The organism is Vibrio sp. V23_P3S9T160, from assembly GCF_963886625.1.
Taxonomy (GTDB): Bacteria; Pseudomonadota; Gammaproteobacteria; order Enterobacterales; family Vibrionaceae; genus Vibrio; species Vibrio anguillarum.
Map to the genome: position 1 here is coordinate 1 of NZ_CAWPDB010000149.1, position 26,043 is coordinate 26,043.

General features: G+C 43.8%; 22 protein-coding genes and 4 tRNA genes. 9 read left to right on the forward strand and 17 right to left on the reverse strand.

Annotated elements, in window-relative coordinates:
• The 6 genes from AACU59_RS13450 to AACU59_RS13475 all read right to left on the reverse strand — a co-directional run.
• Window positions 1-647: hypothetical protein (locus tag AACU59_RS13450; protein WP_237666588.1), on the reverse strand; the 647-nt coding region annotated here is incomplete at its 3' end.
• 88 nt (window positions 648-735) lie between these two features.
• Complete coding sequence (gene vpsB, locus AACU59_RS13455; RefSeq protein ID WP_094145822.1) at window positions 736-1,977, reverse strand: UDP-N-acetyl-D-mannosamine dehydrogenase VpsB; 1,242 nt, start codon at window positions 1,975-1,977, stop codon at window positions 736-738.
• 17 nt (window positions 1,978-1,994) lie between these two features.
• A complete protein-coding gene (gene wecB, locus AACU59_RS13460) occupies window positions 1,995-3,113 on the reverse strand; it encodes a non-hydrolyzing UDP-N-acetylglucosamine 2-epimerase (protein ID WP_094145823.1) in 1,119 nt (372 codons plus the stop codon).
• Between the two features lie 298 nt (window positions 3,114-3,411).
• A complete protein-coding gene (locus AACU59_RS13465; protein WP_019281708.1) occupies window positions 3,412-3,939 on the reverse strand; it encodes a low molecular weight protein-tyrosine-phosphatase in 528 nt (175 codons plus the stop codon).
• A gap of 305 nt (window positions 3,940-4,244) precedes the next feature.
• A complete protein-coding gene (gene vexH / locus AACU59_RS13470; protein ID WP_094145024.1) occupies window positions 4,245-7,355 on the reverse strand; it encodes a vibriobactin export RND transporter permease subunit VexH in 3,111 nt (1,036 codons plus the stop codon).
• Complete coding sequence (locus tag AACU59_RS13475; protein WP_094145023.1) at window positions 7,355-8,407, reverse strand: efflux RND transporter periplasmic adaptor subunit; 1,053 nt, start codon at window positions 8,405-8,407, stop codon at window positions 7,355-7,357. The genes vexH and AACU59_RS13475 overlap by 1 nt, the downstream gene beginning before the upstream one ends.
• A gap of 483 nt (window positions 8,408-8,890) precedes the next feature.
• Here AACU59_RS13475 and AACU59_RS13480 point away from each other — a divergent pair.
• The 4 genes from AACU59_RS13480 to AACU59_RS13495 all read left to right on the forward strand — a co-directional run bounded on the left by AACU59_RS13480 (window position 8,891) and on the right by AACU59_RS13495 (window position 9,467).
• Window positions 8,891-8,975 (forward strand) — tRNA-Tyr (locus AACU59_RS13480).
• Between the two features lie 79 nt (window positions 8,976-9,054).
• Window positions 9,055-9,139, forward strand: a tRNA-Tyr gene (locus tag AACU59_RS13485).
• 79 nt (window positions 9,140-9,218) lie between these two features.
• Window positions 9,219-9,303: transfer RNA gene (locus tag AACU59_RS13490), tRNA-Tyr, on the forward strand.
• 79 nt (window positions 9,304-9,382) lie between these two features.
• Window positions 9,383-9,467, forward strand: a tRNA-Tyr gene (locus AACU59_RS13495).
• 99 nt (window positions 9,468-9,566) lie between these two features.
• On the opposite strand, the gene AACU59_RS13500 is transcribed toward AACU59_RS13495, so the two are convergent.
• The 9 genes from AACU59_RS13500 to gmhB form a co-directional block, all read right to left on the reverse strand.
• The gene (locus tag AACU59_RS13500) at window positions 9,567-10,334 is read right to left on the reverse strand and encodes a PKD domain-containing protein (protein WP_094145022.1); all 768 of its coding nucleotides are present in this window, start codon (window positions 10,332-10,334) and stop codon (window positions 9,567-9,569) included.
• 22 nt (window positions 10,335-10,356) lie between these two features.
• A complete protein-coding gene (locus tag AACU59_RS13505; protein WP_094145021.1) occupies window positions 10,357-10,614 on the reverse strand; it encodes a hypothetical protein in 258 nt (85 codons plus the stop codon).
• Window positions 10,615-10,690: 76 nt separating this feature from the next.
• Complete coding sequence (locus tag AACU59_RS13510; protein WP_094145020.1) at window positions 10,691-12,325, reverse strand: ATP-binding protein; 1,635 nt, start codon at window positions 12,323-12,325, stop codon at window positions 10,691-10,693.
• A complete protein-coding gene (locus AACU59_RS13515) occupies window positions 12,316-13,038 on the reverse strand; it encodes a winged helix-turn-helix domain-containing protein (protein WP_094145019.1) in 723 nt (240 codons plus the stop codon). Before AACU59_RS13515 ends, AACU59_RS13510 begins: the two co-directional genes overlap by 10 nt.
• Before the next feature lie 257 nt (window positions 13,039-13,295).
• Entirely contained in the window at window positions 13,296-14,987 is a 1,692-nt protein-coding gene (gene treC / locus AACU59_RS13520; protein WP_094145018.1) for an alpha,alpha-phosphotrehalase, read from the reverse strand.
• Between the two features lie 61 nt (window positions 14,988-15,048).
• A complete protein-coding gene (gene treB / locus AACU59_RS13525) occupies window positions 15,049-16,473 on the reverse strand; it encodes a PTS trehalose transporter subunit IIBC (protein ID WP_026027679.1) in 1,425 nt (474 codons plus the stop codon).
• A gap of 167 nt (window positions 16,474-16,640) precedes the next feature.
• Window positions 16,641-17,588: a trehalose operon repressor TreR gene (treR, locus tag AACU59_RS13530; RefSeq protein WP_013857380.1), complete on the reverse strand. Its 948-nt coding sequence runs from the start codon at window positions 17,586-17,588 to the stop codon at window positions 16,641-16,643.
• 55 nt (window positions 17,589-17,643) lie between these two features.
• Window positions 17,644-17,988 (reverse strand): MliC family protein, encoded by a 345-nt coding sequence (locus AACU59_RS13535; protein WP_094145017.1) that lies wholly within the window; start codon window positions 17,986-17,988, stop codon window positions 17,644-17,646.
• A 26-nt stretch (window positions 17,989-18,014) separates the two neighbouring features.
• Window positions 18,015-18,566, reverse strand: a complete 552-nt coding sequence (gene gmhB, locus AACU59_RS13540) for a D-glycero-beta-D-manno-heptose 1,7-bisphosphate 7-phosphatase (protein ID WP_013857382.1) — start codon at window positions 18,564-18,566, stop codon at window positions 18,015-18,017.
• Window positions 18,567-18,763: 197 nt separating this feature from the next.
• Between gmhB and metN the strand changes: the two genes are divergently transcribed.
• From metN to AACU59_RS13555, 3 genes are read left to right on the forward strand one after another with little or no spacing between them, the layout of a single operon-like run.
• Window positions 18,764-19,798 carry a methionine ABC transporter ATP-binding protein MetN gene (gene metN / locus AACU59_RS13545; protein ID WP_013857383.1) on the forward strand — a complete coding sequence of 345 codons (1,035 nt, stop codon included), beginning with the start codon at window positions 18,764-18,766 and terminating at the stop codon, window positions 19,796-19,798.
• Window positions 19,788-20,465 carry a methionine ABC transporter permease gene (locus AACU59_RS13550; RefSeq protein WP_017044205.1) on the forward strand — a complete coding sequence of 226 codons (678 nt, stop codon included), beginning with the start codon at window positions 19,788-19,790 and terminating at the stop codon, window positions 20,463-20,465. Before metN ends, AACU59_RS13550 begins: the two co-directional genes overlap by 11 nt.
• A gap of 49 nt (window positions 20,466-20,514) precedes the next feature.
• Window positions 20,515-21,324 (forward strand): MetQ/NlpA family lipoprotein, encoded by an 810-nt coding sequence (locus tag AACU59_RS13555; RefSeq protein WP_013857385.1) that lies wholly within the window; start codon window positions 20,515-20,517, stop codon window positions 21,322-21,324.
• Window positions 21,325-21,418: 94 nt separating this feature from the next.
• On the opposite strand, the gene AACU59_RS13560 is transcribed toward AACU59_RS13555, so the two are convergent.
• Both AACU59_RS13560 and syd read right to left on the reverse strand, forming a co-directional pair.
• A complete protein-coding gene (locus AACU59_RS13560) occupies window positions 21,419-22,195 on the reverse strand; it encodes a Zn-ribbon-containing protein (RefSeq protein ID WP_094125236.1) in 777 nt (258 codons plus the stop codon).
• Between the two features lie 2 nt (window positions 22,196-22,197).
• Window positions 22,198-22,743, reverse strand: a complete 546-nt coding sequence (syd, locus tag AACU59_RS13565) for a SecY-interacting protein (RefSeq protein ID WP_176428526.1) — start codon at window positions 22,741-22,743, stop codon at window positions 22,198-22,200.
• Window positions 22,744-22,841: 98 nt separating this feature from the next.
• Between syd and queF the strand changes: the two genes are divergently transcribed.
• Both queF and AACU59_RS13575 read left to right on the forward strand, forming a co-directional pair.
• Entirely contained in the window at window positions 22,842-23,687 is an 846-nt protein-coding gene (gene queF / locus AACU59_RS13570) for an NADPH-dependent 7-cyano-7-deazaguanine reductase QueF (RefSeq protein ID WP_017045570.1), read from the forward strand.
• Window positions 23,688-23,701: 14 nt separating this feature from the next.
• Entirely contained in the window at window positions 23,702-25,969 is a 2,268-nt protein-coding gene (locus AACU59_RS13575) for a tetratricopeptide repeat protein (RefSeq protein WP_094145015.1), read from the forward strand.
• Window positions 25,970-26,043 lie beyond the last annotated feature (74 nt).

Here is a 26,043-nt window from a genome sequence, read left to right on the forward strand (position 1 = left end):
AATATCATCCATGATAATGATGCCGAAAAAAAACTGTGACTGCTAATTTTAGATTTAGAAATTAAAAAACCAGAAATCAACGAAATAAAAAACAGTATTATCGAGGTTTTTGATAAGGAAAGCATCAATAGTAAAACAGAAATGATGAGAAAAAAAAGTATTGCTTTTCTTTTTTTCCAATCTTCATTAAATAATATAAACATTGAACATAGCGCCATGGCAAGACCAAAATTATTTTTATGATTATATATTCCTCGCATACCATTTGGACTAATAGCATCATTAAAAAAAACAATTATATAAGCAAAGTTAATCGTAACGACCGTTATCGCTGAATAAAATAAAAACCGAAGCACTTTATCCATAGTGAATAGATTAGATATAAGTAAGCAAGTAAGAAACATCAGCGTCTGTATTAATGTCTCTTCTATACTAGCAAAAGGCCATTGTGACCATGTTGCACTTAATGCACACCATAGCAATACAGATATTAAGGCAAAATTCGATATAAGACCTGAGATGATATAAGGAAGCTCTTTGATATTAGCAATAAGATATATGCAAAAAACAAGAAAAAGAACTTTTCTATCAAATAAGTTATGGCCTAACAACATCAATGTAAAAGTAAAATAAAGCACAATTGACATTAAATCAAGTCTATTAAAAATTCTATATATCACACATACTCTCATTGCTTATCATAATAACAAAATATAAACACTAATTAATCTATATTTATGCAACCACACCACGAGTATCAATCACGACTTTCTTGGCAAACGCCGTTTTATCTGCTTCTTTAAAATCTCGGTGATCAACCAGCACCACAACGATATTGGCTAACTCTAAAGCACGCTCTAGCGAGACTAGCTCAACATCATGTTCTGTTAACTTACCCGGTAATTGGTGGATATTTGGCTCTACCGCTAGAATTTGTCCAATATTGTCTTGTGCTAAATGCAAAGTGATGTCTAAAGCTGGGCTTTCACGTAAATCATCAATATCAGCTTTAAAGGCCAAACCTAAGCAAGCAATAACTGGTTTTTTGAACTGATCTGCCGCTTGTTTTACCTGATCAACGACCCAGTGTGGTTTACCATCATTAACATGACGAGCAGCAGCAATCAGTTTTGCTTCTTCTGGGCAGCTGTTAACAATAAACCAAGGGTCAACTGCAATACAGTGCCCGCCAACACCTGGTCCTGGGTTTAATATGTTGACCCGAGGGTGGCGGTTGGCCAATTTAATTAATTCCCAAATATTGATTTTTAATTTCTCACAAATAAGGGAAAGTTCGTTCGCGAATGCAATATTGACGTCGCGAAAGGAGTTTTCTGTTAATTTCGCCATCTCCGCCGTACGAGAGTTGCTGATGATGCATTCGCCTTTAACAAAGGTTTTATACAGAGCCATCGCCTTCTCACTACACGATTTACTCATACCACCAATCACTCGGTCATTGCTGACCAATTCTTGTAGTACATAACCCGGTAAAACTCGCTCTGGGCAATGCGCTACCTTAATGTCAGCCGTGTCACCTTTATGCTGTGGGAAAGTTAAATCAGGACGAGCCTCTGCTAGCCATGCGGAAAGCTTTTCTGTCGCACCGACTGGGGAAGTACTTTCCAATACCACCAAGTTGCCTTTTTCCAGAACTGGTGCAATCGCTTTGGCCGCGGCTTCTATATAGCTAAGATCAGGCTCGTGATTATCACCTTTAAATGGTGTGGGTACCGCCACTAAGAAAGCATCAGCTGGTTCAGCTGTCACAGTTGCTTTTAGTTTGCCAGTCATCACTGCACTTCGAACTACGATATCTAAATCCGGCTCGACAATGTGAATTTCACCTTTGTTGATTGTATCGACAGCGTGTTGATTGACATCTACGCCAATCACTTCAATACCACGCGAAGCAATAACGGCAGCCGTTGGCAAGCCGATATACCCTAAACCAATCACAGAAACTTTATTAAACATCTTATTTTCCTTAAATCTTATCTTGCTAGAATGTCGGCGATACGTTGACAGGCTTTGCCATCACCGTATGGATTATGTGCTTGACTCATGAGTTGGTAAGCGCGCTCATCACTAAGCAACTGGTCTAACTCTTCACAAATCAGTTGTGTGTTAGTCCCAACTAGCTTGACGGTCCCCGCGCTTACCGCTTCAGGTCGTTCGGTGGTGTCTCTCATCACTAATACAGGCTTCCCTAGCGACGGTGCCTCTTCTTGAATACCACCGGAATCGGTTAAAATGATGTGTGCTCTGTCCATCAAATAGACAAAGGGCAAATACTGTTGTGGATCCACTAAGAAAATGTTTTCAATGCCTTTTAAAAGACGATTGACGGGCTCTTGAACATTCGGATTAAGATGTACCGGATAAAGAATTTGACAGTCAGGGTGACGCTTTGCTGTGATGGATAAGGCTTCACAAATACGCTCAAATCCATCACCAAAACTTTCACGGCGATGGCCTGTAACAAGAATGAGTTTTTTATTGTTATCAAGCATCGGAAACTGGTGTGCCAGCGTAGCATTGAGATCTTGCTCGTTGTGAATCTTGTTACGGATCATAAACAAGGCGTCAATGACGGTATTCCCCGTAATATGGATGTTCTCGAGGCAATAATTTTCATCCAATAAATTTTGTTGAGATGTTGCCGTTGGTGCGAAATGGTAGTGAGCCAATGCACCCGTAAGCTTGCGGTTCGCTTCTTCAGGCCAAGGGGAATAAATATTGCCGGTGCGTAATCCAGCCTCAACATGGCCGACTGCAATTTGCTGATAATAACAAGCAAGTGAAGTCGCAAACGTTGTAGCGGTATCGCCATGAACTAAGACAATGTTTGGTTGAAAGTCTTTTAGAACCGTTTCCATACCGTTCAAGATTTTAGTCGTTACTGTCGTCAGGGTTTGCCCTGGTTCCATGATATTAAGATCAAAATCAGGCACCACTTCAAACAACTCTAAAACCTGGTCAAGCATTTCCCTGTGCTGGCCAGTGACGCATACTTTTGTGTCGAAGCGGTTATCTTGTTTAAGCTGATGAACTAGAGGCGCCATTTTAATTGCTTCAGGTCGTGTACCAAACGCAATGAGTATTTTTTTCACTTTATTTATTTCCTTGGGCTAAACTAAACGACTGTTAAGAACAAACTGTTCAACGCTATTTCTTCAAAAAGTAGATAAAAATGGTGAATAGCAACGGTTAAATACGCTACCGCCACTAGATGTCGCCTCTAGAATGCGCATTTTCTTCACATTTTTTGCTTTATGTATATAAGAGAAAACTTATTAACCACCCACATTTAATCACCTACCTACAAACTATGAGTAGAAATTAATTGCCAAACTGTTGCTTTGTTTTTTGGGGTGGGTAATCAAAAAGTCATATAAAACTTTCTATGTGTTACACACAAAGTTTCATTGCACTTTCCTTTAATTGATATTGTTTAGATATATGTTCGATGATCCCTTGGGCCCCGCTCTCTATCAGTTCCAAAACCCGTTCAAACATATGAATATTTCCTTTGTAAGGATCAGGGATTTCCGTGACACCGATGTGACTATGCGATAGAAACAGTGAAAGTTTCTCTTTATGTCTAGCAGGACAAATGTCAATCAGATCCGCTAAGTTAGCTTTATCTAAGGCAAAAATAAGATCAAATTTTTCGAAATCCTCAGAACAAACCTGCCTTGCTCTTAAATTTGACATTGAATAGCCACGCTGCTCAGCGACAGATATTGCTTTGGGATCTGGTTTTCGGCCCACTTGATAATTCACAGTACCAGCGCTTTCAACAAATAAATTAATTCCATGTTGTTGCGCTTTTTGGCTCAAAACAGCTTCAGAAAGCGGTGAACGGCATATATTTCCCATGCATACGATGAGGATAGAGAGTTTTTTATTTTCCATGGCCATTACTGATGCATTCACTTCATTTTGTCTCTGTATTAAAGAGGTGGATAGAGTATCGCAAGGCGCATTGCAATGGGTGTCTCAAAATTGAGTCTATCTATAATTAATACCTAAGATTTAAATAGGAAAAATGAACTGGCTATTTTGATGGATTATCGAAAATGGCATTAACCATTTGATATCTCGCTTGTATATTCAAATAACTTGATGTGATAAGCCGGCCGCATGTGATTTCATCTAATGGGCATAGATAACGGTGAATGGAATAGGTGTGAACGGTGAACAAAGAAGAGCCTGCAGGGCGCAGGCTCTTGATACGTTAATCAGTGAACACTTCTGGTTTTAACATCATGCAGCAGTTCTTGATTAAGTTCAGCTTCAACATGACCTGGAGAGCGTGTTGATGCCGAGACCAAACGATACATAGCAGGGATAACAAACAGAGTGACTAAAGTGGCAAAACCCATACCGAAGAAAATCACCGTACCCACCGCAACTCGGCTTTCATAGCCTGCTCCTGTCGAGATAATTAATGGGATTGAACCTGCTAAAGTAGTAAATGCGGTCATCATGATTGGCCGTAAGCGCCTCGCTGAAGCATCAATAATTGCTTTTTCAAACTCAACCCCTCGGTCACGCAGCTGGTTGGCAAATTCAACGATCAAAATGCCATTTTTGGTCACCATACCGATCAGCATAATCATCCCAATCTGGCTATAGATGTTGATACCTTGTCCCATAATTGATAGACCAAGAAAGCCGCCAAACACACCCATCGGCACCGTCAACATCACCACTAACGGGTTGATAAAACTTTCAAATTGGGCGGCTAGTACCAAATAAGCGACAAGCAGCGCTAACGCAAATACAATGGCTACGCTCGATTGGTTTTCTTTAAAATCTTTTGACTCACCTGAGTAACTAACGGAAATATCACTAGGAAGTATCTCTATCGCTTTCTTGTCAAGAAAATCAAGCGCTTCTCCCAACGTGTAACCAGCCGATAAATTTGCAGTAACCGCGATCGCCTTTTGCTTATTGTAATGAGACAAGCGGATCGATGATGCCACTTCTTCCACTTTCGCAAGTGCATCCAGTGTAACAAGCTCACCGGATGCGGTTCTCATGTAGATCTGGCTTAAATCGGAGGCGTTATTGAAGCTATTTTCGTCCCCACGGAGATAAACATCATACTCTTCGCCACGCTCAACAAAGCTGGTTTCACTCTTCCCGCCGAGCATTACTTCTAACGTATCTGAAATATCCGCGACACTGATCCCCAATTCCGCGGCACGCTGCCTATCAATCGTCACCACCAGTTCAGGTGTCTTTTCGGAATAATTGGTGTCAGCACCTTCCATAAAGGGGGAATTTTCAGCTTCCGTTTTTAACAATTCAGCCCATTTTTTGAGTTCAGGATAGTCTGACCCACCTAACACAAACTGAACAGGCTCGTTAGAGCCACCACGAAAGCCGGGCATAAAGGGCATAACTCGCACATCGGGAATTCCCGTTAGCGCTTTTTTTACCTGCACTAATGCTTGTTGAGCGGTGATGCTTCGTTCGTTCCAGTCATCCAAAATCATGATAACAAACCCCGTCTGATCACCCGCTTGCCCACCGAACGCGGGCGATTGAATACTAAACGACTTGAGAAAACCTTTGCCAACCAAGGGCATTAACCGCTGCTCAACAAGATCCATATTGGCCGACATCCGGTTATAACTGGTCGCATCCGCTCCGCGCACAAAGGCAAAAATAACACCGCGATCTTCTGAAGGCGTGAGCTGGGAAGGCACTTTCTGCATCAGAAAATAACTACCACCAACGCATGCAAGGATGATGAACGGTGCAGCCCATTTCCAACGGATAGCAAAACGTAAAGAGGATTTGTAACCCGCTTCTAAACGGCCAAAAACACGATCAACAAAACGATTAAAACGGTTTGGTTTGACATTGACCTTTAAAATCTTACTACCAAGAACGGGCGTTAAAGTTAACGCTATTAGCGATGAAAAGAGAACCGACATGGCCAAAAGTACAGAGAACTCGGTGAACAACAGACCGACCATACCGTCCATAAAAGAGATCGGTAAAAAGACCATCACTAATACCAATGTGGTGGCAATCACGGCAAAGCCGACTTCGCGCGTCCCTTTATAAGCCGCCAGCAGTGGCTTCTCTCCCTGTTCTATGTGATGAAATATATTTTCCACCACCACAATCGCATCATCAACAACCAAACCGATGGAAAGAATCAGCGCCATCAAGGTGATAAGGTTAATAGAGAATCCGAAATAATAAGCGGCAATAAAAGAAGAGATCAATGATACTGGCACAGTAACGGCTGGGATTAGCGTTGCCCGAACTTGGCCGATAAAAATGTACAGTACCAAAATCACTAAACCACCCGTGATAAAGAGTGTGCTATACACTTCCGAAATTGAGCGATCAATGAAGACGGTTGAGTCGTAGTCAATGGCCAAGCGCGTTCCTTTAGGTAGAAACTGCTGAATATTATCGACTTCTTGATGGACACGCTGCGCTACATCCAAGGGGTTAGCATCTGATTGTGGCACAATACCCATGCTCACATTAACCACGCCATCACTTTTGAAGGTTGAGTTTTCGTTCTCAGCACCGATGAAGACATCGGCAACATCTTTTAAGTAAATCGGCGAATTATCACTTGCGCGCTTCACCACTAAATAGTCAAAATCTTGCGCCGTTTTGTACGCTCGGTCGGTACGCACCGACATCACTGTCGAATCGTTGCGCACTTCCCCGCCCGGGCTTTCAATATTTTCACTGCGCAATGCACTTGATATATCAGAAGTCGTGACACTCCGCCCAGCCATCAGATTCGGCTTGAGCTTGACATACATCACCTTATAAAGACCACCAGACACATCCACAGAACTGACGCCAGAGATTAAACTAAAGCGGTCAATCAAAGCTCGTTCGATATAATCGGTCAGTTGGGTTCGATCCATCTCTGAAGAACTGAGATTAATGTACAAAGAAGCTTCACCAGAGCCATTATTTTTGAATACGGTTGGATCATCTGCTTCATCGGGTAATGAGCGCTGTGCTCTCGCAACGGCGTCGCGGATATCGCTCACACCAGTATTGAGATCGTAACCCAGTTCAAAGGTAACGGTAATCCGTGACATGCCATTGCGCGTGGTGGATTCAATTTCATCAATCCCGCTAATGCCTGCCAGTTGATCTTCCAATACAGAAGTGATTTGGCTTTCAATGATGGTAGCTGAAGCCCCTGCATAGCGAGTACTGATTGAAACCACCGGGCTTTCAATATCGGGCATTTCCCGGACCGAAAGCTTAGAAAATGACACTAGACCAAAAACGCACAATAGTAAGCTTAATACCACCGCCGCCACGGGGCGCTTCACTGAAACATCGGATAACCACATTATTTGTCATCCTTTTGTATCGGTGAGCCATCCACATTGACTTCAGTAACGGCAATGCCGTTTCTCATATTCACGATACCTTGCACCACGATCTTATCGGCAATGGCTAAACCTTTATCAATCACCACTTTATTGTCGATCCGCGCGCCAAGCCAAACTTCCGTGCGTATTACTTTATTATTGCTATCAATCACATAGACATAGCGTTTAGTGCCTGAATATTCGAGTGCTTGAACGGGGATAATGGGCGCTTCAATCGCTGGGAAATTTAACTTAGTAGAAAGCAACATCCCGGGTTTTAGCTTGCCATCTTGGTTATCGAAATGAATACGGACACGCAAATTCAAGGTTTCACGGTTAATGCGTGAATCAATACCCACAACTTTGCCGGTAAACTCGTTTTTTGCCCAAGCATTACTCTTCGCCGTCACCGTCATACCTTTACTGATTAACGAAAGGTAACGCTCTGGCACTTGGATATCGAGTTGCATCACCGATAGGTCATCTAAAGTCAGCAATTCCGTCCCTGCACTGACCATTTTGCCCAAACTAAAATCAATAAAACCAACCGTGCCATTAAATGGCGCGCTAATGTGCAGATCGTTTAAATTTGCGTTTGCTGCATCTAAACGTGCTTGAGCAATATCAACACTCGCTTTTTGCGCATCGATTTCCGTTTGGGTAATGGCGTTCCGTTTGACCAAACGTTCAAACTCTTTCAACTTACGCTGTTCATCGTTCAAATAGGCTTGAGCCTCTGAAAGTGCGGCTTTGGCTTTATCATCATTAAGCTGAATTAAGAGCTGACCTTTCTTGACCTCTTGATTGGCTTTAATCGCAATATGACTGACCTTTCCCGAAACTTCAGATGAGATCTCCACTGCTCGTTCAGCTTCTAATTTACCAATCAGTGAAAGAGACTGAGACACTTGATGAGTTGCCACACGCTCTGCGACCACCGCAACGGCTTGTGGTGCTTGCGCAGCGAACGCACTTAACGGTGTGGTAAGCAAGGTAACCATCATTAACGAAAGAATAGACGTGTTTTTCATAGTTTTTATTCAACAATAAATAGACTGATTGAATTGTAACTGCTTATACGACGCTCGAACGTCAAGGAGTGTAAATCTTATTAAATATCTGTAACGTGCGTCATAACTTAGCCTCCTCCGGCTGCTTTTTAGGCGTCACACACAGGCTATACCCAAACAACTTGAAGTTGCAGGTAGGCGGCAAGTAAGTTCATCCCCATGAACATAGATAAACTATGTGATTGGGGTGAGCGAACGTAGCCAATACCGCTGCAGCTTCAAGTGGGAAGGGTATAAATAGAGCAAAACTATCCATTCCTCACCCCTTTGCCCAAAAAGGCAGCATTCAATTCAAAATCATAAGAAAAAGGCTTTACAGAGAGAGCGAGTTTGCTATCATGCGCTCCGCACTTGAGCAATGCGTTGGGAAAACGTTGTTTAAGCATACTGTGAGCCAATAGTGTCGTTATAAGCACTATAAATCACATTGTATGAAAACCCTCTGGAGGGGTTCCCGAGTGGCCAAAGGGAGCAGACTGTAAATCTGCCGGCTCCGCCTTCGATGGTTCGAATCCGTCCCCCTCCACCATATTCTCTCGTAAGAGAAACCTTGATTGATACGTTGGGAAAACATCATTCAAGCCTATTTTTAGAATAGGAAAACACCCGGAGGGGTTCCCGAGTGGCCAAAGGGAGCAGACTGTAAATCTGCCGGCTCCGCCTTCGATGGTTCGAATCCGTCCCCCTCCACCATATTCTCTCGTAAGAGGAACCTTGACTGATATGTTGGGAAAACATCATTCAAGCCTATTTTTAGAATAGGAAAATACCCGGAGGGGTTCCCGAGTGGCCAAAGGGAGCAGACTGTAAATCTGCCGGCTCCGCCTTCGATGGTTCGAATCCGTCCCCCTCCACCATATTCTCTCGTAAGAGGAACCTTGACTGATATGTTGGGAAAACATCATTCAAGCCTATTTTTAGCATAGGAAAACACCCGGAGGGGTTCCCGAGTGGCCAAAGGGAGCAGACTGTAAATCTGCCGGCTCCGCCTTCGATGGTTCGAATCCGTCCCCCTCCACCATATTTTCTCGATTGAGAACGATAAAAAGCCAGCTTTCGAGCTGGCTTTTTCGTTTCTTTACATCATAGCTCTATAAACTGACGTCACTAAGTAGCCTAATTAACCCTCAATATACTGAAGTAGAGCGGTAACACAGCTTTGTGCATCACTGCAATTGATACTCTCTGGCAGTTCAGTCTGCAATAAAAACCCTTGTTCCAAAGAGTGGCAAGATGAACTTTCACTTAAACAAATCGGAATTCCTTGAGCAGAAAGGGCATTCAATAACAACAAAGCCGTTTGTATATTTCCCCCAGCATTGGCGACAAAATGCAGCTCAAACTCAGCAGCGCTATTGAGCGAGGTCAGCGCATGCTCTAATTGTGTGTCCACTTCGGTTAAAGAAACCGAATCTAAATCACTAAAGATCAGCATGCCTTGGTTCCTATCAGCATACTGCCAAGCAACGACATCAACCTGCTGCATATAGGCTCGCTGCATGCTTTGCGCGGCCGCCTGAATGATCACCTGCATCTGGTCACTGTTGCTTCTTCCACCACTGTCTTTGACTGATAATTCAAAAACATACGTGCCAGCAATCGTAGGATAAAACGCCGTTGCTTTCAGAGAATCTGCATTGATCAAGGTAAGCGATTGAGGCCCAGAAACTTGACGCCAAGACTTCGTTTTAATTTCATATATTGATAACTCAGATTTCGCCGTTCCGCTCAACGTAATACTATTTACTGGCAGTATTAGCATCTGATCAGCACCAGCATTAACCGTAGGCTTAGTCAGCTTATCCGCATCTTTCAAATCATCGGCTTTACATCCCACGATAAGTGCGAGCACACTCAGGATCACGAACAACTGGTTTAACTTAAACATAATATTTTCCTGTGGTTAAGCATTAGAAGAGGTAACTGGTACTGGTGGAAAGAAAGGCGACTTCACTACCGTCCAAATACATTGCAGCATCTTGTTGCGCGTAATCCATCATCACATTAGATTGAGTATTGGCTTGGCTGAACTGGTCATTTAAGCGGGCACCATCGCTGAAGGCTGAGATCCATTCCATCGGTTTAGTGGCATTGATTGATGAAGAAAACACATCGGTTGATGAGAAAAATACGCCGCTTAAAAACAGCGCTAATAGTTTGGTATTCATGCTTACTCCTTGTGAGCGGTCTGATTCACCGACCCATTCAAGGTAGCATTCTCAATACAAATAAATCATCAGCAGTTTATTGACCATTTGTATCCAGTTTGGTCACATTAGGTAAAGAAATCTGTTTCGGCCATTGCAGTTCAAAACATGCGCCCCCTAATGCTGAACCATTTACTTTTACTCTAACCTTGCCTTGATGCCAACGAGTGATCTGTTTGACAATCGCCAGCCCAAGACCATGGCCTTTTTCACTATTACGCTCTTGATTATTCACTTGAGTAAAGGGCTCAAAAATACGTTCAATATCATCTGGCGCAATACCGGGGCCATCGTCTTCGACCACCAAAAAAAGTTGCCCATCAGATTCGTTCAACGAGAGATGGATCTCTTGCTGCGCAAATCGCGCGGCATTACTCAGCAAGTTTTTAACGGCCCGCAATAAAGCTCGATTATCGACAAATATCGTTTGCTGTCGCAACGAATCCAACACGCTGACACGCAATGTGAGTTGCGGGTTTTCAAGCTGGAAATGCTCCGCTTCTGCAACCAAATTGTCGGCAAAGTGGCAATAAGAAAAATGGCGAATATCCGTGATGCGGTTATAGCGCGACAAAACAAGTGTCTGGTTAATCAAATGATCGAGATCTTCAATACTGGAGTGAATTACTTGGCGGTATTTTTCTTTCTGGTTTAAGGCAATGTCTTCATCCTCAAGCATTTCAAATGCAAAGCGTAAACGGTAGAGCGGTGTTCGTAAATCATGCGCCACAGCGTTGGTTAAGGTTCTTTGGCTGGCAATCAGCTTTTCGATGTTATTTGCCATGTTATTAAAAGAATGACTGAGCTGAGAGACCACGGACAGCCGAGATGTCGTCGCTCTACGAGATAATACTCCTTGGCCAAATTCATTCGCCGTTTTTACCAGACGTTTCAGATCTCGCCATAAAGGATAAATCCACATAACTAAGGCCACAGAAATGGCTAAAAAAAAGAAACCGCCGATAGCCGTGGTGAGCTTTAATTGGGTTTGGTAGGAAATATTGTCCTCGACGCGTAACAACGTATTCTCATCCACCGCAGCCAATAAGATCATGCTGCCTTGTTGATTGATATAACTGGTCATCTGCTCTTCATCAGCCAACAATTTACTTCGCTCGATGGGTGACAAATCTTGCTCTTGCAATAGACTCAACTCTAAAGGTATTCGGCTATTTTTCTCAGCAATACTGGTTTGCCATTGAGTGCGAGGTTGGCTACGGAGATCTTCTACCGCGAGGTATAATGTACCTCTGGACTGGTTAAGCGCAGCGAGTTCTCTCGGTTCATTGATCGCGAAATAGAGCACTTTGTCACTGTTCAACACTCTTTGCAAAAGTGCCATAGGATCACCATCTTGAAAAATGATCTCGCCTTTTTGCAACGCTTGATAAACTTCTAGGGAGGCGTGGTAACTGTCTAATGCCTCTAATCGAAGTGGGTAACTGAAATGCTTAGCATAGCCGTCAATAATCGTTGTCCACTCAGCTTGAGGAGCTTGACGTAATTTTTCAGATAGAAACGTAAAGTTACTCTGATAGACAGGCTTATAAAACTCTTCAGAGATACTGCGGCTAAGATATGGGATCGGATTAAATTGCGTGGGAATACTGAGTAATAAGATCGGCAGAAACACAGCTACCCAGAGTACCCAAAAAGATCGAATCATGACCACTTCCCTTCCGATACAGCGCAGAGCTGATATCCTTTACCTCGAACCGTTTTTATCAATTTAGGTTCATTAGGATCATCTCCGAGCGCACGCCGCAAGCGTGATATCCGACGATCAATTGAGCGATCTAAACCATCATATTCAAAACCACGCACATGCTGAGCGATATCATCTCTCGTGACAATGGTGCCGACATGTTGGGCGAGTAGATACAAGAGCTCAAACTCGCTGGTCGTGAGTTTTATGGGCTGCTGCTCAAGTAATACCGCTCGATGCTGTAAATTCATCCACAAGTTACCTATGCACAATTCGTATTTGTCACTTTGACCTCCTCTTGCTTGCCTCCGAAGTAAAGCTCGAATACGTGACAGCAACAAACGAGGTTTAACCTGCTTAACGACATAGTCATCGGCACCCAGTTCCAGCCCCATCACCTGATCAATATCGTCGTCTAACGCCGTTTGCATTAAGATCATACCGTGGTATTGATCTCGGACAGCGCGGCAGACATCCATACCACTTTGCCCTGGTAGCATAATATCCAGAATGACTAAATCAGGTTGCTCATCCAAAATCCGATCAACGGCTTGAATCCCATCCGCAACCGTTGAGACACAAAATTCATAGTGGTTGAGAAAATCTTTGATCAGTTCCGAGAGTTCTAAATCGTCTTCAACGAGAACCACTCGATAAGAGGGGGAGAGAGTACTGTTCATTGTGTTTCACATCCGTTTGCTAAGAACGCAAACTATAGCGGATTGTGTTTCATCTTTGTGTGACTAATTGTGACCAAGCAACAAAGTTGTGGTGTTGTTAAAACATTAAACAAATCATCAACAGTCTGAACCTGCCGCGTTGAACCAATAAGAGCACAGAGAAAGTGCAATCGATAGTGACTTACAAACAGAGCAGATAAAAAAGCCCCGAAAATTCGGGGCTGAAAAATGACTGAACCTATAGGGGTAGGACTCAATCAGGATACTAAATCGAACAAAATTACGCGTGTTTCATACGGACGAAGCACTTGATGTTCCAAAACTTTGAGTGGTTTTATATCTGTATAGTTGCCTAACAGGTATTTTGCTTTCTCAATCGGTAACTCTTTTGGCAGCACGCATTCGGTGTCAACGCCATAATAGTTATTGATACAGATCAGCACCTGTTTCGCGTTGCGTCGCTGGTAGGCAAAAATCTCTTTATGATCGGGTAGTAAATCGGTGTAATCACCATCGGTAATTACACCGATTTTTTTGCGCAGCGCTATCAACTCTTGGTAGAAATAGAACACCGATTGCTCATCAGCTAACGCCCGTTGCGCATTCAATTCTTGATAGTTTTCTGCAATGTCTAGCCAAGGCTGACCTTGGCTAAAACCAGCAAAGCGCTCTGCATTCCATTGCATTGGCGTGCGAGAATTGTCACGGGATTTTTGTGCAAGAATGGCCATCATGGCTTCATGACTTACCCCTTGCTGGTTCACCATGATGTCGTAAATGTTAGTACTTTCCACATCTCGGTACTGTTCAATAGCGGTGTAGCCGGGATTGGTCATGCCAATTTCTTCACCTTGATAAACATAAGGCGTGCCTTGCATCATATGAATCGATGCGGCCAACATTTTTGCCGACTCAACGCGATAACGTTGATCATCCCCTAAACGGCTCACGATACGAGGTTGATCATGGTTACACCAAAAAAGTGCTCCCCACCCTTTACCATTTAAACCCGTTTGCCAATGGTTGAAAATCTGCTTCAATTGCAAGAAATCAAATGGCGCTTTCGTCCATTTTTCACCGTTCGGATAATCCACTTTTAAATGGTGGAAGTTAAACACCATCGAAAGTTCTTTGCCATCCAAGCTTGAATATTGCTGGCAATGCTCAAGCGTTGTTGAGGACATTTCCCCCACAGTGACACTGCCGTATTGTTGGAAAACCGCTTGGCTGATCTCTTGTAAGAATTCATGCACGCGCGGGCCATCGGTATAAAAACGGCGGCCATCACCTTGGTGATCATCACTGAAATCCTGTGCTTTTGAGATTAAATTAATCACATCGAGACGAAAGCCATCCACTCCTTTCTCTGCCCAGAAACGAATCACTTGCTTTACTTCCTCGCGAACTTGAGGATTTTCCCAATTAAGATCAGCCTGCTCTTTGGCAAATAGGTGCAGATAATATTGCCCTGTTGCGTCATCTAACGCCCATGCACTGCCACCAAACTTTGACTGCCAATTATTTGGAGCCTGACCATTAATCGGGTCTTGCCAAATATAATAGTCACGATACGGGCTTGATTTATCACCCAACGCCGACTGAAACCAAGCGTGCTCGGTTGAGGTGTGGTTAACCACAATATCCATAATAATACGGATCCCTCTTTGATGAGCTTGAGTCAGCAGTTCATCAAAATCTTGCATGCTACCGAATTGAGGATTGACACTGTAATAATCCGAAATGTCATAACCGTTATCAACCATCGGAGATGAATAAATGGGTGTCAGCCAAATGGCATCAATTCCCAAGCGGTGCAAGTAATCCAGTTTAGAGATGATCCCTTTGATATCTCCCGTTCCTTTATTGCCGCTATCACAAAAACTTTTGGGATAAATCTGATAGATGGTCGCAGTTTTCCACCACTGACTATCACTCTTGGTTATAACCATATTGACAACTCACTTACCAAAATGAAAATGAGTGGTGAAAACTCACCACTCGAATGAAAGGTTATGCACTTGCTGGCTCTAGCTCGCCTTTAGCTTGAGCTCGTTTGTATAAAAACAGAGTAAGCAGAATTGGGACGGCCATCGCCACCAGCATCGCGATGCCGTAAATACCCCAGTATTGTGGTTGAATCGAAAGAATACCTGGTAAACCACCCACACCGATGCCATTCGCCATCACCCCTGCACTACCACAAATTGCGGCTGCAATAGCACTACCAATCATGGCGCTTAGCATTGGGAACTTGTACTTTAAGTTGACACCATACATCGCTGGCTCTGTCACACCCAAATAAGCCGAAATAGCCGCAGGAACAGAGATGTCTCGCTCACCGTGTTTTTTGCTGATAAAGATGATACCGACGACCGCAGACGCTTGAGCAATATTTGACAGTGCAATCAGTGGCCAAATTGGCGTACCACCCATTTCTTGCATCAATTGCAGATCCACCGCGTTAGTGGTGTGGTGAATCCCGGTAATGACCAGTGGCGCATACAAGAAACCGAACACCATTGAACCGATAACCGCAAAATCGCCAGTCATTGCAGCTTTAGCCGCAAACGCGACGCCATCGCCCAATACGCGACCAAATGGACCAATTAAAGCGTGGGCCAAAATAACGGACAATATGATAGAGATAAACGGCACAACAACGAGGTAAAGATAAGAAGGGATGATGCGCTTTAAGTTTGTCTCAATAAACGCCAGAGCAACACCCGCCAACATTGCAGGAATCACCTGAGCTTGATAGCCGACTTTCTCTATCACAAACAAGCCAAAATCCCACACTTCGGGCATCTGCTTACCGATCAGATAAGCATTCATTAATTGAGGCGAAACCAGAGTCACACCCAAAGTAATACCCAGTATCGGTGTTCCACCTAACTTTTTCACCGTTGACCAACAAACACCAACCGGTAGGAAGAAGAAAATAGCCTCGCCAATTAACCATAAGAAAGAATGAACCGTGGCCCAAAATTGGCTAATTTCAACCAAAGTTTTTCCATCGAACATGCGAATGTCGCCAATGACATTACGAAAACCGAGGATTAAACCGCCGGTGATGATCGCTGGCAGCAAAGGAACAAAGATTTCCGCAAGATGCGAAATGCCACGTTCTAAAAAGTTCATGTTTTGGCGAGCGGCTTTCTTCGCTTCATCTTTAGAAACGGCTTCTTTGCCTGAAAGCCCGATTAAGATGGCGTAAACTTCGTCCACCTCAGTACCAATCACAACTTGAAACTGCCCAGCATTGGTAAAACACCCTTTAACCATGCTCAGCTGTTCTAGTCCTTTTTTATCCGCCTTGTCGGTATCATTTAAAACAAAGCGTAAACGAGTCAAACAGTGACTCACACTGGCGATGTTCTCTTTACCACCTACCAGCTCGATAAGACGTATCACGTCTTGCTTCGCTATCTTGGCCATACTTTTGCCCACCCTATATTGGAATACTGTCTGTTTTTCTTTTTAATGGGAACATTCCCACCTACAAGTGCAATATTGACATAAATAATAAAAGGTAAAAATGGGAACAATCCCATTAATTGAATAAGATCACAGACTAATTGTAATTCACTTTAAGAAATAAGGAGTTAGCTTGTTAGCGGTTGTTGAGTGATGTGTGCAGGGTTCATTTCATTATTAAGCTGTAAAATCAATAAATTAGCTGCTTTTTCTCCCGCTTGAGCATAGCCAGGATCAATACTATAAATATTAGGGAAAAGAAAAGAGAGCAGCTCATTACCACCCACACCAGTGACGGCGATATCATCTCGGCCCAATTCTTGGAGACGTTTAATCACGCCAAGTGCCAGAGTGTCACTGGCGCACACGATAGCTTGAGTCTGATCATTCAGCACTTCATCAACCAGTTGGTAGGCACTTTCATGATGCAAACGTCCAGTGCGATAATTGGGAGTGCATCCACTTTGTTTGCACCAATCTAAGTACGAATCTAAACGTAATTTACCTGTCGTTTTATCGCTAGGATCGACCCCAATGTAGGAAATATGAACTCGATTTTTCGAAGTCAAATGAGCAAGCGCGCCTTGAATAACACCATAATTGTCATAGTTAATCGATGAGACTTTATCGGCATCCATCGCAATCACAACCGCTCGCGATGCCCATAGGTTGAGTTGTGTGATATCGAGATCGGTAAAACCAAATACAATTACACCATCCACATTACGCTTATGTAAAACCTCAAGGTGCTCGTTCGTTTTAGTGCGATCAAACTGGCTTTCCATAATCACCACATCGTACCCATTTTGATACAACACCTGTAGCATTCGCCCCACGGCACGGTTTTCAGACGGTGACTCAAGGCGTGAGATAATCACGCCAATCACTTTTTCACTGCCACCACGCATTAACTGAGCCGATTTCAGTGGCACATACCCAGAATCTTGGATAACGCGTTCCACTTTTGCTCGTGTTTCAGGCTTCACTTTTGGGTCGTTCGTCAATACACGAGAAACCGTCGATTTACCAACACCAGACAGTTTTGCAATATCCAAGATAGTCAGTTTTCTGCTCATGCGAACCTATAGCGTAAATAAAAATGGAAGATAGCATGCGCTTATCTTAAATGAATTATTGAGTGGTACAGCCTTGATAAGTCGTTGCTCCCACTTCGAGCAAAGCCTCATCGCCTTTCGTATGTAAAAGCACGGTTTGAGGCTGAGTTTGCTCGCTATCGTCGATCACATACTTTGCGCCAGAGGCGGCTGGAATTTGTATTAATGTATATTCGCGATCGGCAATACGGAGAACGGCTGACTGTTGCTCAATATACGCAACATCAAAATGCTCACCAGAACGGCATTGATAATGCTGGAACAGGTTCTCACTTTCACCGCGCGAATCGTTCGCGTAATGTGGTGAGCATGCTGCTAAAAAACCAACACTGAATCCAACAAAAAGAAATGATTTATTCATATTGCCTTCCACAAAGGGGGGAATTTTTACGGTGCAAGAAAAGCAGGGACATCGCGAATACTATCAAGTACCACGGTGGCGAGTAATTCACCTTGCTCAGTAACGGGTTTACCGGTACGCACTAACACACGAGTACCAACACCTGCGGCTTGTGCAGCCATCATGTCTTCAGCTTTATCGCCTATCATCACGGATTTTTCCATATCGATATCAAGAAAGTCCCGTGCGGAGATAAACATACCAGGCTTGGGTTTGCGGCAATCACACTCTTCTTTATACTTACCTTCACCGTGCTCTGCATGGTGCGGGCAGTAATAAATACCATCAAACTCGACACCGTGATCGGCAAAATTCCAGTCCATCCATTGCGTTAAAGATAAAAAGCGCTCTTCACTAAATTTCCCACGAGCGATACCTGATTGGTTGGTCACCAAAACCAGCAAATACCCCATGTCTTGAAACTTCTTAGTAGCTTCAAATACACCATCGATAAACTCAAAATCATGCTCATCATGAACATAGCCATGATCAACGTTGATCACGCCATCGCGATCTAAAAACACTGCAGGTTTAGCCAAAATAACTCTCTCATATCACGCCAGATATGATGATTATTACACGCTTTATTTTTTTCATCACTACCTAATTCACCAAAGCGTTTAGACGTCTAGACGTAAAAATATCTATTGACTTAAATCAAGTTAAGCCATAGCATCGTCCAACAAGTGAGAGAGAGTTCAACATTTTATTCTGTTATCCCTGCACAGGTTTTCCGATGATTCAAATTAATCAAGTAAATAAAGTTTTCTATCAAGGCAATAAGGAAATTCATGCTTTGAAAGAGATTAATCTTCACATTAAGCAAGGCACTATTTTTGGTGTAATTGGCTCGTCAGGTGCAGGGAAAAGTACACTGATTCGCTGCGTCAACATGCTAGAAGCTCCAACAACAGGTTCGGTTGTGGTTGATGGCGTTGATTTAACTCAACTGAGCAAATCAGAACTCAGCCAAGCTCGTCGCAACATTGGCATGATCTTTCAACACTTCAATTTGCTTTCATCACGTACGGTATTTGACAACGTTGCTCTGCCACTTGAGCTGGCTGGTGTCGAAAAAAATAGCATTGAAAAGAAAGTGTCAGAGCTGTTGCAACTGGTCGGCCTGACGGATAAGCGCGAAACTTATCCTGCAAATCTGAGTGGTGGTCAAAAGCAACGTGTTGCAATAGCGCGAGCACTCGCCTCTGATCCCAAAGTATTGCTGTGTGACGAAGCCACCAGTGCGCTTGATCCTGCGACGACTCAATCGATTTTAGAGCTATTGAAAGAGATCAACCGCACACTCAATATCACCATTTTGCTAATTACTCACGAAATGGATGTGGTAAAAAGTATTTGCCACGAAGTGGCGATTATTGGCGACGGTGAACTGGTTGAAAAAGGCACAGTTGGCGAGATTTTTGCTCACCCTAAAACCGCCTTAGCTCATCAATTTATTCGCTCAACGCTCGATTTATCAATTCCGGAAGATTACCAAGCTCGCCTGCAAGCCACTCGCGTAAAAGGTAGCTACCCGCTGGTGCGATTAGAGTTTACAGGCGCAACGGTTGATGCTCCCTTGATGACACAAATTGCCCGTAAATTTAATATTGATGTCAGTATATTAAGTTCTGACCTTGATTACGCTGGTGGCGTTAAATTCGGCATGATGGTCGCTGAACTGTTTGGTAATGAGTCGGACGATACGGCCGCTCTTGAATTTCTTCGCGAAAACAACGTAAAAGTAGAGGTACTTGGTTATGTCCTTTAACACCATCACCGCTTGGTTAAACCTGAATGGCGATCTTCTACTGATGGCAACCTGGCAAACACTCTACATGGTCGCTGTCGCGGGCATCGTCGGTTTCGTGGTTGGTATTCCACTGGGGGTTATTTTACATACCACCAAAAAAGGCGGCCTTCTCGAAAACACTCAGCTGAACCGCATTCTTGGTGCCATCGTCAACATTGGTCGCTCTGTGCCATTTTTGGTGCTTATGGTGGCCATTATTCCGGTGACAAAACTGCTTGTCGGTACGTTTATTGGCACCACGGCGGCCATTGTGCCGCTGACGATTGGCGCAATTCCATTTGTCGCTCGTTTAATTGAAAGTGCATTGCTGGAAGTGCCCACTGGTTTGGTCGAAGCTGCGCAGTCAATGGGGGCTACGCCGATCCAAATTATTCGTAAAGTGTTGCTTCCTGAAGCGCTACCAACGATTGTCAACTCAGTCACCATCACTATGGTCACTCTAGTAAGTTACTCTGCCATGGCCGGAACCGTTGGCGGCGGTGGCTTGGGCGATGTCGCTATTCGTTACGGCTTTCATCGCTACGACTTAGGCATCATGACGGTCACCGTGGTGATGTTGATTGTCTTAGTACAAATTATTCAATCGATTGGCGATAAGTTTGTCCGCCGTGTCGACCACCGTTAAATCACAATAAAGTTAAAACACAGATTCGTTTTATAACAAGGAGTTAATCATGAAATTTAGCCTTAAAGCTCTACTTACCCTAGCCGTTAGCGCTTCAGCACTCGTGCTGGCAGGCTGTGGTGAAAAAGCGGTCGACAACAATAAAATCAAAGTGGGTGTCATTGCCGGTGCTGAAGCACAAGTTGCTGAAGTTGCAGCAAAAATTGCAAAAGAAAAATACAACCTAGATGTAGAACTCGTGACGTTTACCGACTATGTTACCCCTAATGCGGCACTGGATGATGGTTCGATTGATATCAATGCATTCCAACACAAGCCATACCTTGATCAACAGATCGCTGACCGCGGTTACAAATTAGCGATTGCAGGTAACACCTTTGTTTACCCGATTGCTGGCTATTCAAAACAAGTGAAATCGGTTGATGAGATTCAAGATGGCTCTCGTATTGCGGTACCTAACGATCCAACCAACCTTGGTCGCTCTTTACTGCTGCTAGAACAGCAAGGCCTTATTACTCTACGTGACGGAGCAGGCCTACTGGCAACGGTACGTGATGTGGTCGCCAACCCAAAAAACATCACTATTGTTGAGTTAGATGCCGCGCAACTGCCTCGTTCACTTGACGACGTTACGCTCTCGATCATCAACACGACCTACGCCAGCTCAATCAATCTAACGCCTGAAAAAGATGGTGTGTTCGTTGAAGATAAAGAGTCACCTTATGTCAATATCATTGTTTCTCGTGCAGAAAATCTGAATGCTGAAAACGTGACTAACTTTGTTAAAGCCTACCAAACAGAAGAAGTGTACCAAGCCGCTTCGAAAATTTTTGACGGTGGTGCAGTAAAAGGCTGGTAATTAATAAACCTATTACCTGTGCAAAAAAGCCTATAAAAACAGAAAAGCCGATACGCGATGTATCGGCTTTTTCGTATCAACAACACGCACCTGCTTACTTAATATGATCCCAAGACATATTGGACACAATACGGCACGGGTCGCACTTAAAATGGAAAATGTCGTGCAGCGGTTCATTGAGTAGCCACTCTCCCCCACATTTCGGGCATTTTCTGGCTTGTTCGTCCGCTAGGCTCTGGCCGCCAACTCGATACTGGTAGTAATAAGTAGGGATGTGGGTCAAAAACTCAATTCGTCCTCGTAAATCCCATCCTCTAATAAACAGCACACTGTCCACATCGCAAATCTCGTGCAATGCAGCGTGTTCTGCTCGGCAACCACCCGCCATCTGAAGTTCATCACACGCCTGCCACTCTGTTTGCCATTTGATCACTGCTTTATGATCGCCATTTAAGGTCGCAGAATTACGATATAAAGGGATCGGCAGCAATGTGTCACCACTGCGCAGCGGAGAACAAGTGTGTACATAAGTGGTGTAAAGTATCTGCCAGCTAGGCAAAACATCATCAGCGGCTTGCTCAGAATTAAGATCGCGCCCCAACAAACGGGCTTTCGGAGCCAGCAAACTAGCCTCCGTCAAGCGACTCAGGCACACCCTAACAAAATCAGAATGATACTTAGGGTGTAAGCTTTCTTGCTCTGGGCAAACCACCCGCACAAAGAACTCGCCCTCTCCCATCACGATGGGGAATTCACGCCCAAGCACTTGACCGTTATAGCGTAAAGCATCCATTAGGCCATTAATCGCTTTATCTACCGCCGAAATAGTCGTGTTATCAAAACACTCAAACTGCAATTCAACCACGTACATCGTTACACCACAGGTTCTAAATTAGCGAAAAACTCGGCCACACTTTCGGCCAGCACGTCGCGTTTATCGGTACCTAAACGTTCTAATAACACATGGCCAGAAAGGTTACAGATCGAAATTACATCCATCTCCGCATCGGTTGCACCAATAAACACGGTTGGTTTGAGTTTTAGTCGGCGCTGAGTCACCAAATGACCAAGGATATTTTCCTGCAAACGAACAAAATCATCCTCACTCCACACTTGCAATAGAGCGAGCTCGTTGCCTTGCCATTTAGCGGGCATGTCCGCACAAAACTGTACGCCATAAAAGGCTTTAATATCAGAATGTAGAGTCAATTCAATCGCTGCTTCTACGTTAGAAAAATCAGCTGTAACCGATCTGACGACGGGCTTCCACAGCACACTGTCTTGGTCGTTCATCACTGCGCAAGGGGAATCCAACTCAGCCAACTCATCATTACGAGGAGACTCGCCATGCTTTGTTTGGTAAGCGTCAAGATAACGTTGAGTAAATGAAAGTAAGGCTTGCTCGGCAGTTTGTGCCATGAAGTGCTCCAAAATTGATGAGTCGCTGCCTTGTGTGATGACAGCAACCCTAGGATTGCGTAAAATTCTGCTTATTCTAATCGAATTGACGTGAAAGTATGAGCAAATATTCCGATGCCAAAGCGCTGGCAGGGTTAACCCTTGGCAAAAAAACCGACTACGCCAAACAATACGATCCAAGCTTATTGCAACCTGTCCCTCGTAGCTTAAACCGTGATGATCTGCATTTGGGGGATAGCTTACCGTTTAAAGGCTGTGACATTTGGACTTTGTACGAGCTCTCTTGGCTCAATGAAAAAGGGTTACCACAAGTGGCAATTGGCGAGGTTTCTATCCCTGCGACAAGTGCTAGTTTGATTGAATCTAAATCCTTTAAGCTCTACCTCAATAGCTATAACCAAAGCAAAGTAGCCAGTTGGGATGAAGTAACGCAGCGCTTAACCAACGATTTATCGGCCTGTGCCGGCGCGCCAGTTAGTGTCACTCTCAACCCGGTGACCGATTACACTGGCCAAGCGATTGTAACTATGCAAGGTGAATGCATTGATGGACAAGATATTGAGATTGAAAGTTACCAATTTGATGCCAGCTTACTGAAAAGTGCCGCGCGTGGTGAGCAAGTCAATGAAACACTGCACAGCCATTTACTGAAATCGAACTGTTTAATCACCAATCAACCCGACTGGGGCAGCGTCGAAATTCATTATCAAGGTCAACAAATTGATCGAGAAGCACTGTTACGTTATCTCGTCTCATTTCGTGAACATAATGAGTTCCACGAACAGTGTGTAGAGCGCATCTTCACCGACATTATGCAATACTGCCAACCGACACAGTTAACAGTATACGCTCGATACACTCGCCGCGGCGGTTTGGATATCAACCCATTTCGCTCAACCGAACAAGAACGGCCAACACATAACCAACGTATGGCCCGTCAATAAGGATTAGCATTAGGATGATCAACGTGCGCTGGACACTTTTGCTCAGTTTAACTCTGGCTCTGTTTTCATTGGCTTCACAAGCCACTATCTACTCGTCGCCAATGTTAAATGAAGCCAATGGGTTGATTGATATCTCACCGAATCAAGCCAAAGCCCTAGCCACTGAGTATCTGACTCAGCGCAAGTTGGCCGAAAAATCAGAAAAATCATCATCAGTGATGGCGCGCGATGAAAGCGACAGTCGGATTCGAACACCGGGCAGCAGCGTTGATGCGTTAAAGATTTTAGCCAAAGCAGAGTTCCAGTTGCACAATATGGATGCCGCACTGGCCGCGTTAAAACTTGCTGAAGAGCTCACGCAACACTATCAATTGCCTTATTTAGCCACGGATGTACAAATACTCAAAACTCGTCTAATTTGGCTCAATAATAATGATGCAAGCGCCGCTCGGCAGGCGCTACGCGCGATCAGCATTCAATATGATGCCATCAAAAATGCGGATCACGTGGCAAAAGGTCTCGATTATAAAATTACCCTGCTCAAAGCAGAAATTGCCTCAAAAGCCAATGATATCGAACTGGCCAATAAGCTTTTTGCTGACCTAAAGCCTTACATTGATTCGATCTCCTCACCGAAAACCGTGATTGAATATCAGATTGTTATTGGTCAACATTTTCTCACTCATGGCTTTTACAATCGTGCTTTATCTGAGTTGCTAGTTGCCTATTGGGGCGCGATTGAAAACAACTCAAGCGCCCTACTCGCTAAAACCAATACCTTACTGGCTCAGCTTTTTTTTGAAAGAAAAGTGCTCGATAAGGCTTTAGAGCATTTGTCTCAAGCCGCCGATTTTTATGACGGCTATAACAAGTCGCCAGCCTTGGCTGATGTATTGCAACGTATGGGCGATGTCTATTACCAGCAAGGTAAATACAATCTAGCGCTCGTTCACTACTTCAACGTGATCGATCACGAAACGAGCCGCAATGATCTGGAAAAAATCATTGAAGTGCGTATTAGTTTGGCAGCGACCTACCTTAATCTCTATAACTACCCATTAACTGACCAATATCTCACTCGCGCTGAAGACTTGCTTGAGCTGAAAGATTATCCTCGTTTAAAGGCACAGGCTTATTTACTGCATTCAGGATTAGCCTTTCACCAAAAGCAAGCCGATGTGGTCATCAGCAACGCTCAACACGCCTTAAGCGTTGCTAAAACGATGCAAGATGAAGAGATTGAAGAGCATGCCTATCGGTTACTGGCCTTGGGTTATGAGCAAAACGGTCAGTACGCACAGGCCTTAGAGAACATAAAACGCAGCAATGCACTATCGCAAATACGCCAAGAAAAACTCAATCAGATCAGTGAAGATGCTTTTCGTCAACAAAAAGAGTTTGTAGAACAAACCTTACATCTGGTCGGGCAAGAAAAAGCGCTGCTCAAAACTCAAGAAGAGTATAATAAGTTCAAAAAGATCGCCTTTATTCTGTTTATCATCTCCATTATTTTATTTTTACTGCTACTGCGTAGAGGCTACCTTATCCAGTTGCAAAATGAAGAAATCGATGAACTCAACAGCACGCTCTTTACCCATTCTCGCTCTCGCTTGCGTAACTTGCGCATGCTCAATGCTAAGCTTCCTTCAGCGATGCAAAAAAGCAGCCGTCATTTTGAGCCGTGGTATATTGGTGAACTCATCCACGAGCCACTGAGTGATCGCCTCCGCTTTGTGATGATTGATATTCCCTTTCTGCGCAACATGTACTTAGAACATGGCTATTCAGCTGGCTTAGAATTGGAGCATCAATTTGGTCAGTTTTTAAAATCGAAAATCAAAGAACCGAATCGGATTTATCACTTTTCAGATTCCAATCTGCTCTATATCGAACCGAATGCCGATCGCAATACACCGCCTGAAATCGCATTCGATCAAATTCAGCAATGGATAGATGAATTTCAACCTGAACGTCGCTTAAATCGTACAATACGGATGGGCATCGCCGACTACCCGTTTTTGCCAAGAGCTTATATGGCGATTAATGATAAAGAGCTGCTCGATATTCTGCTGATGGCAACCAACACGGCTCGTGAGCTAAGTATGAGAGAAGGAGCAAGCCATTGGGTCTACTTAAAAGCGATTGATAACGCTCCAGCCGCTAGTTTTGCCTCCAACAATATTCGCAAATCATGCAAGCACGCCATCAATCAAGGGTTGATAAAAGTGCATTCTTCTTATAAGAATGAGGAGAGCATCAAAAAACTCCTAAAAGATGGGTAATTACTCGGCATTCAATGTGTTAAAGCAGTGACGTGGGCAATTAATTTGTTATTATCGATAAATCAATTAATAGG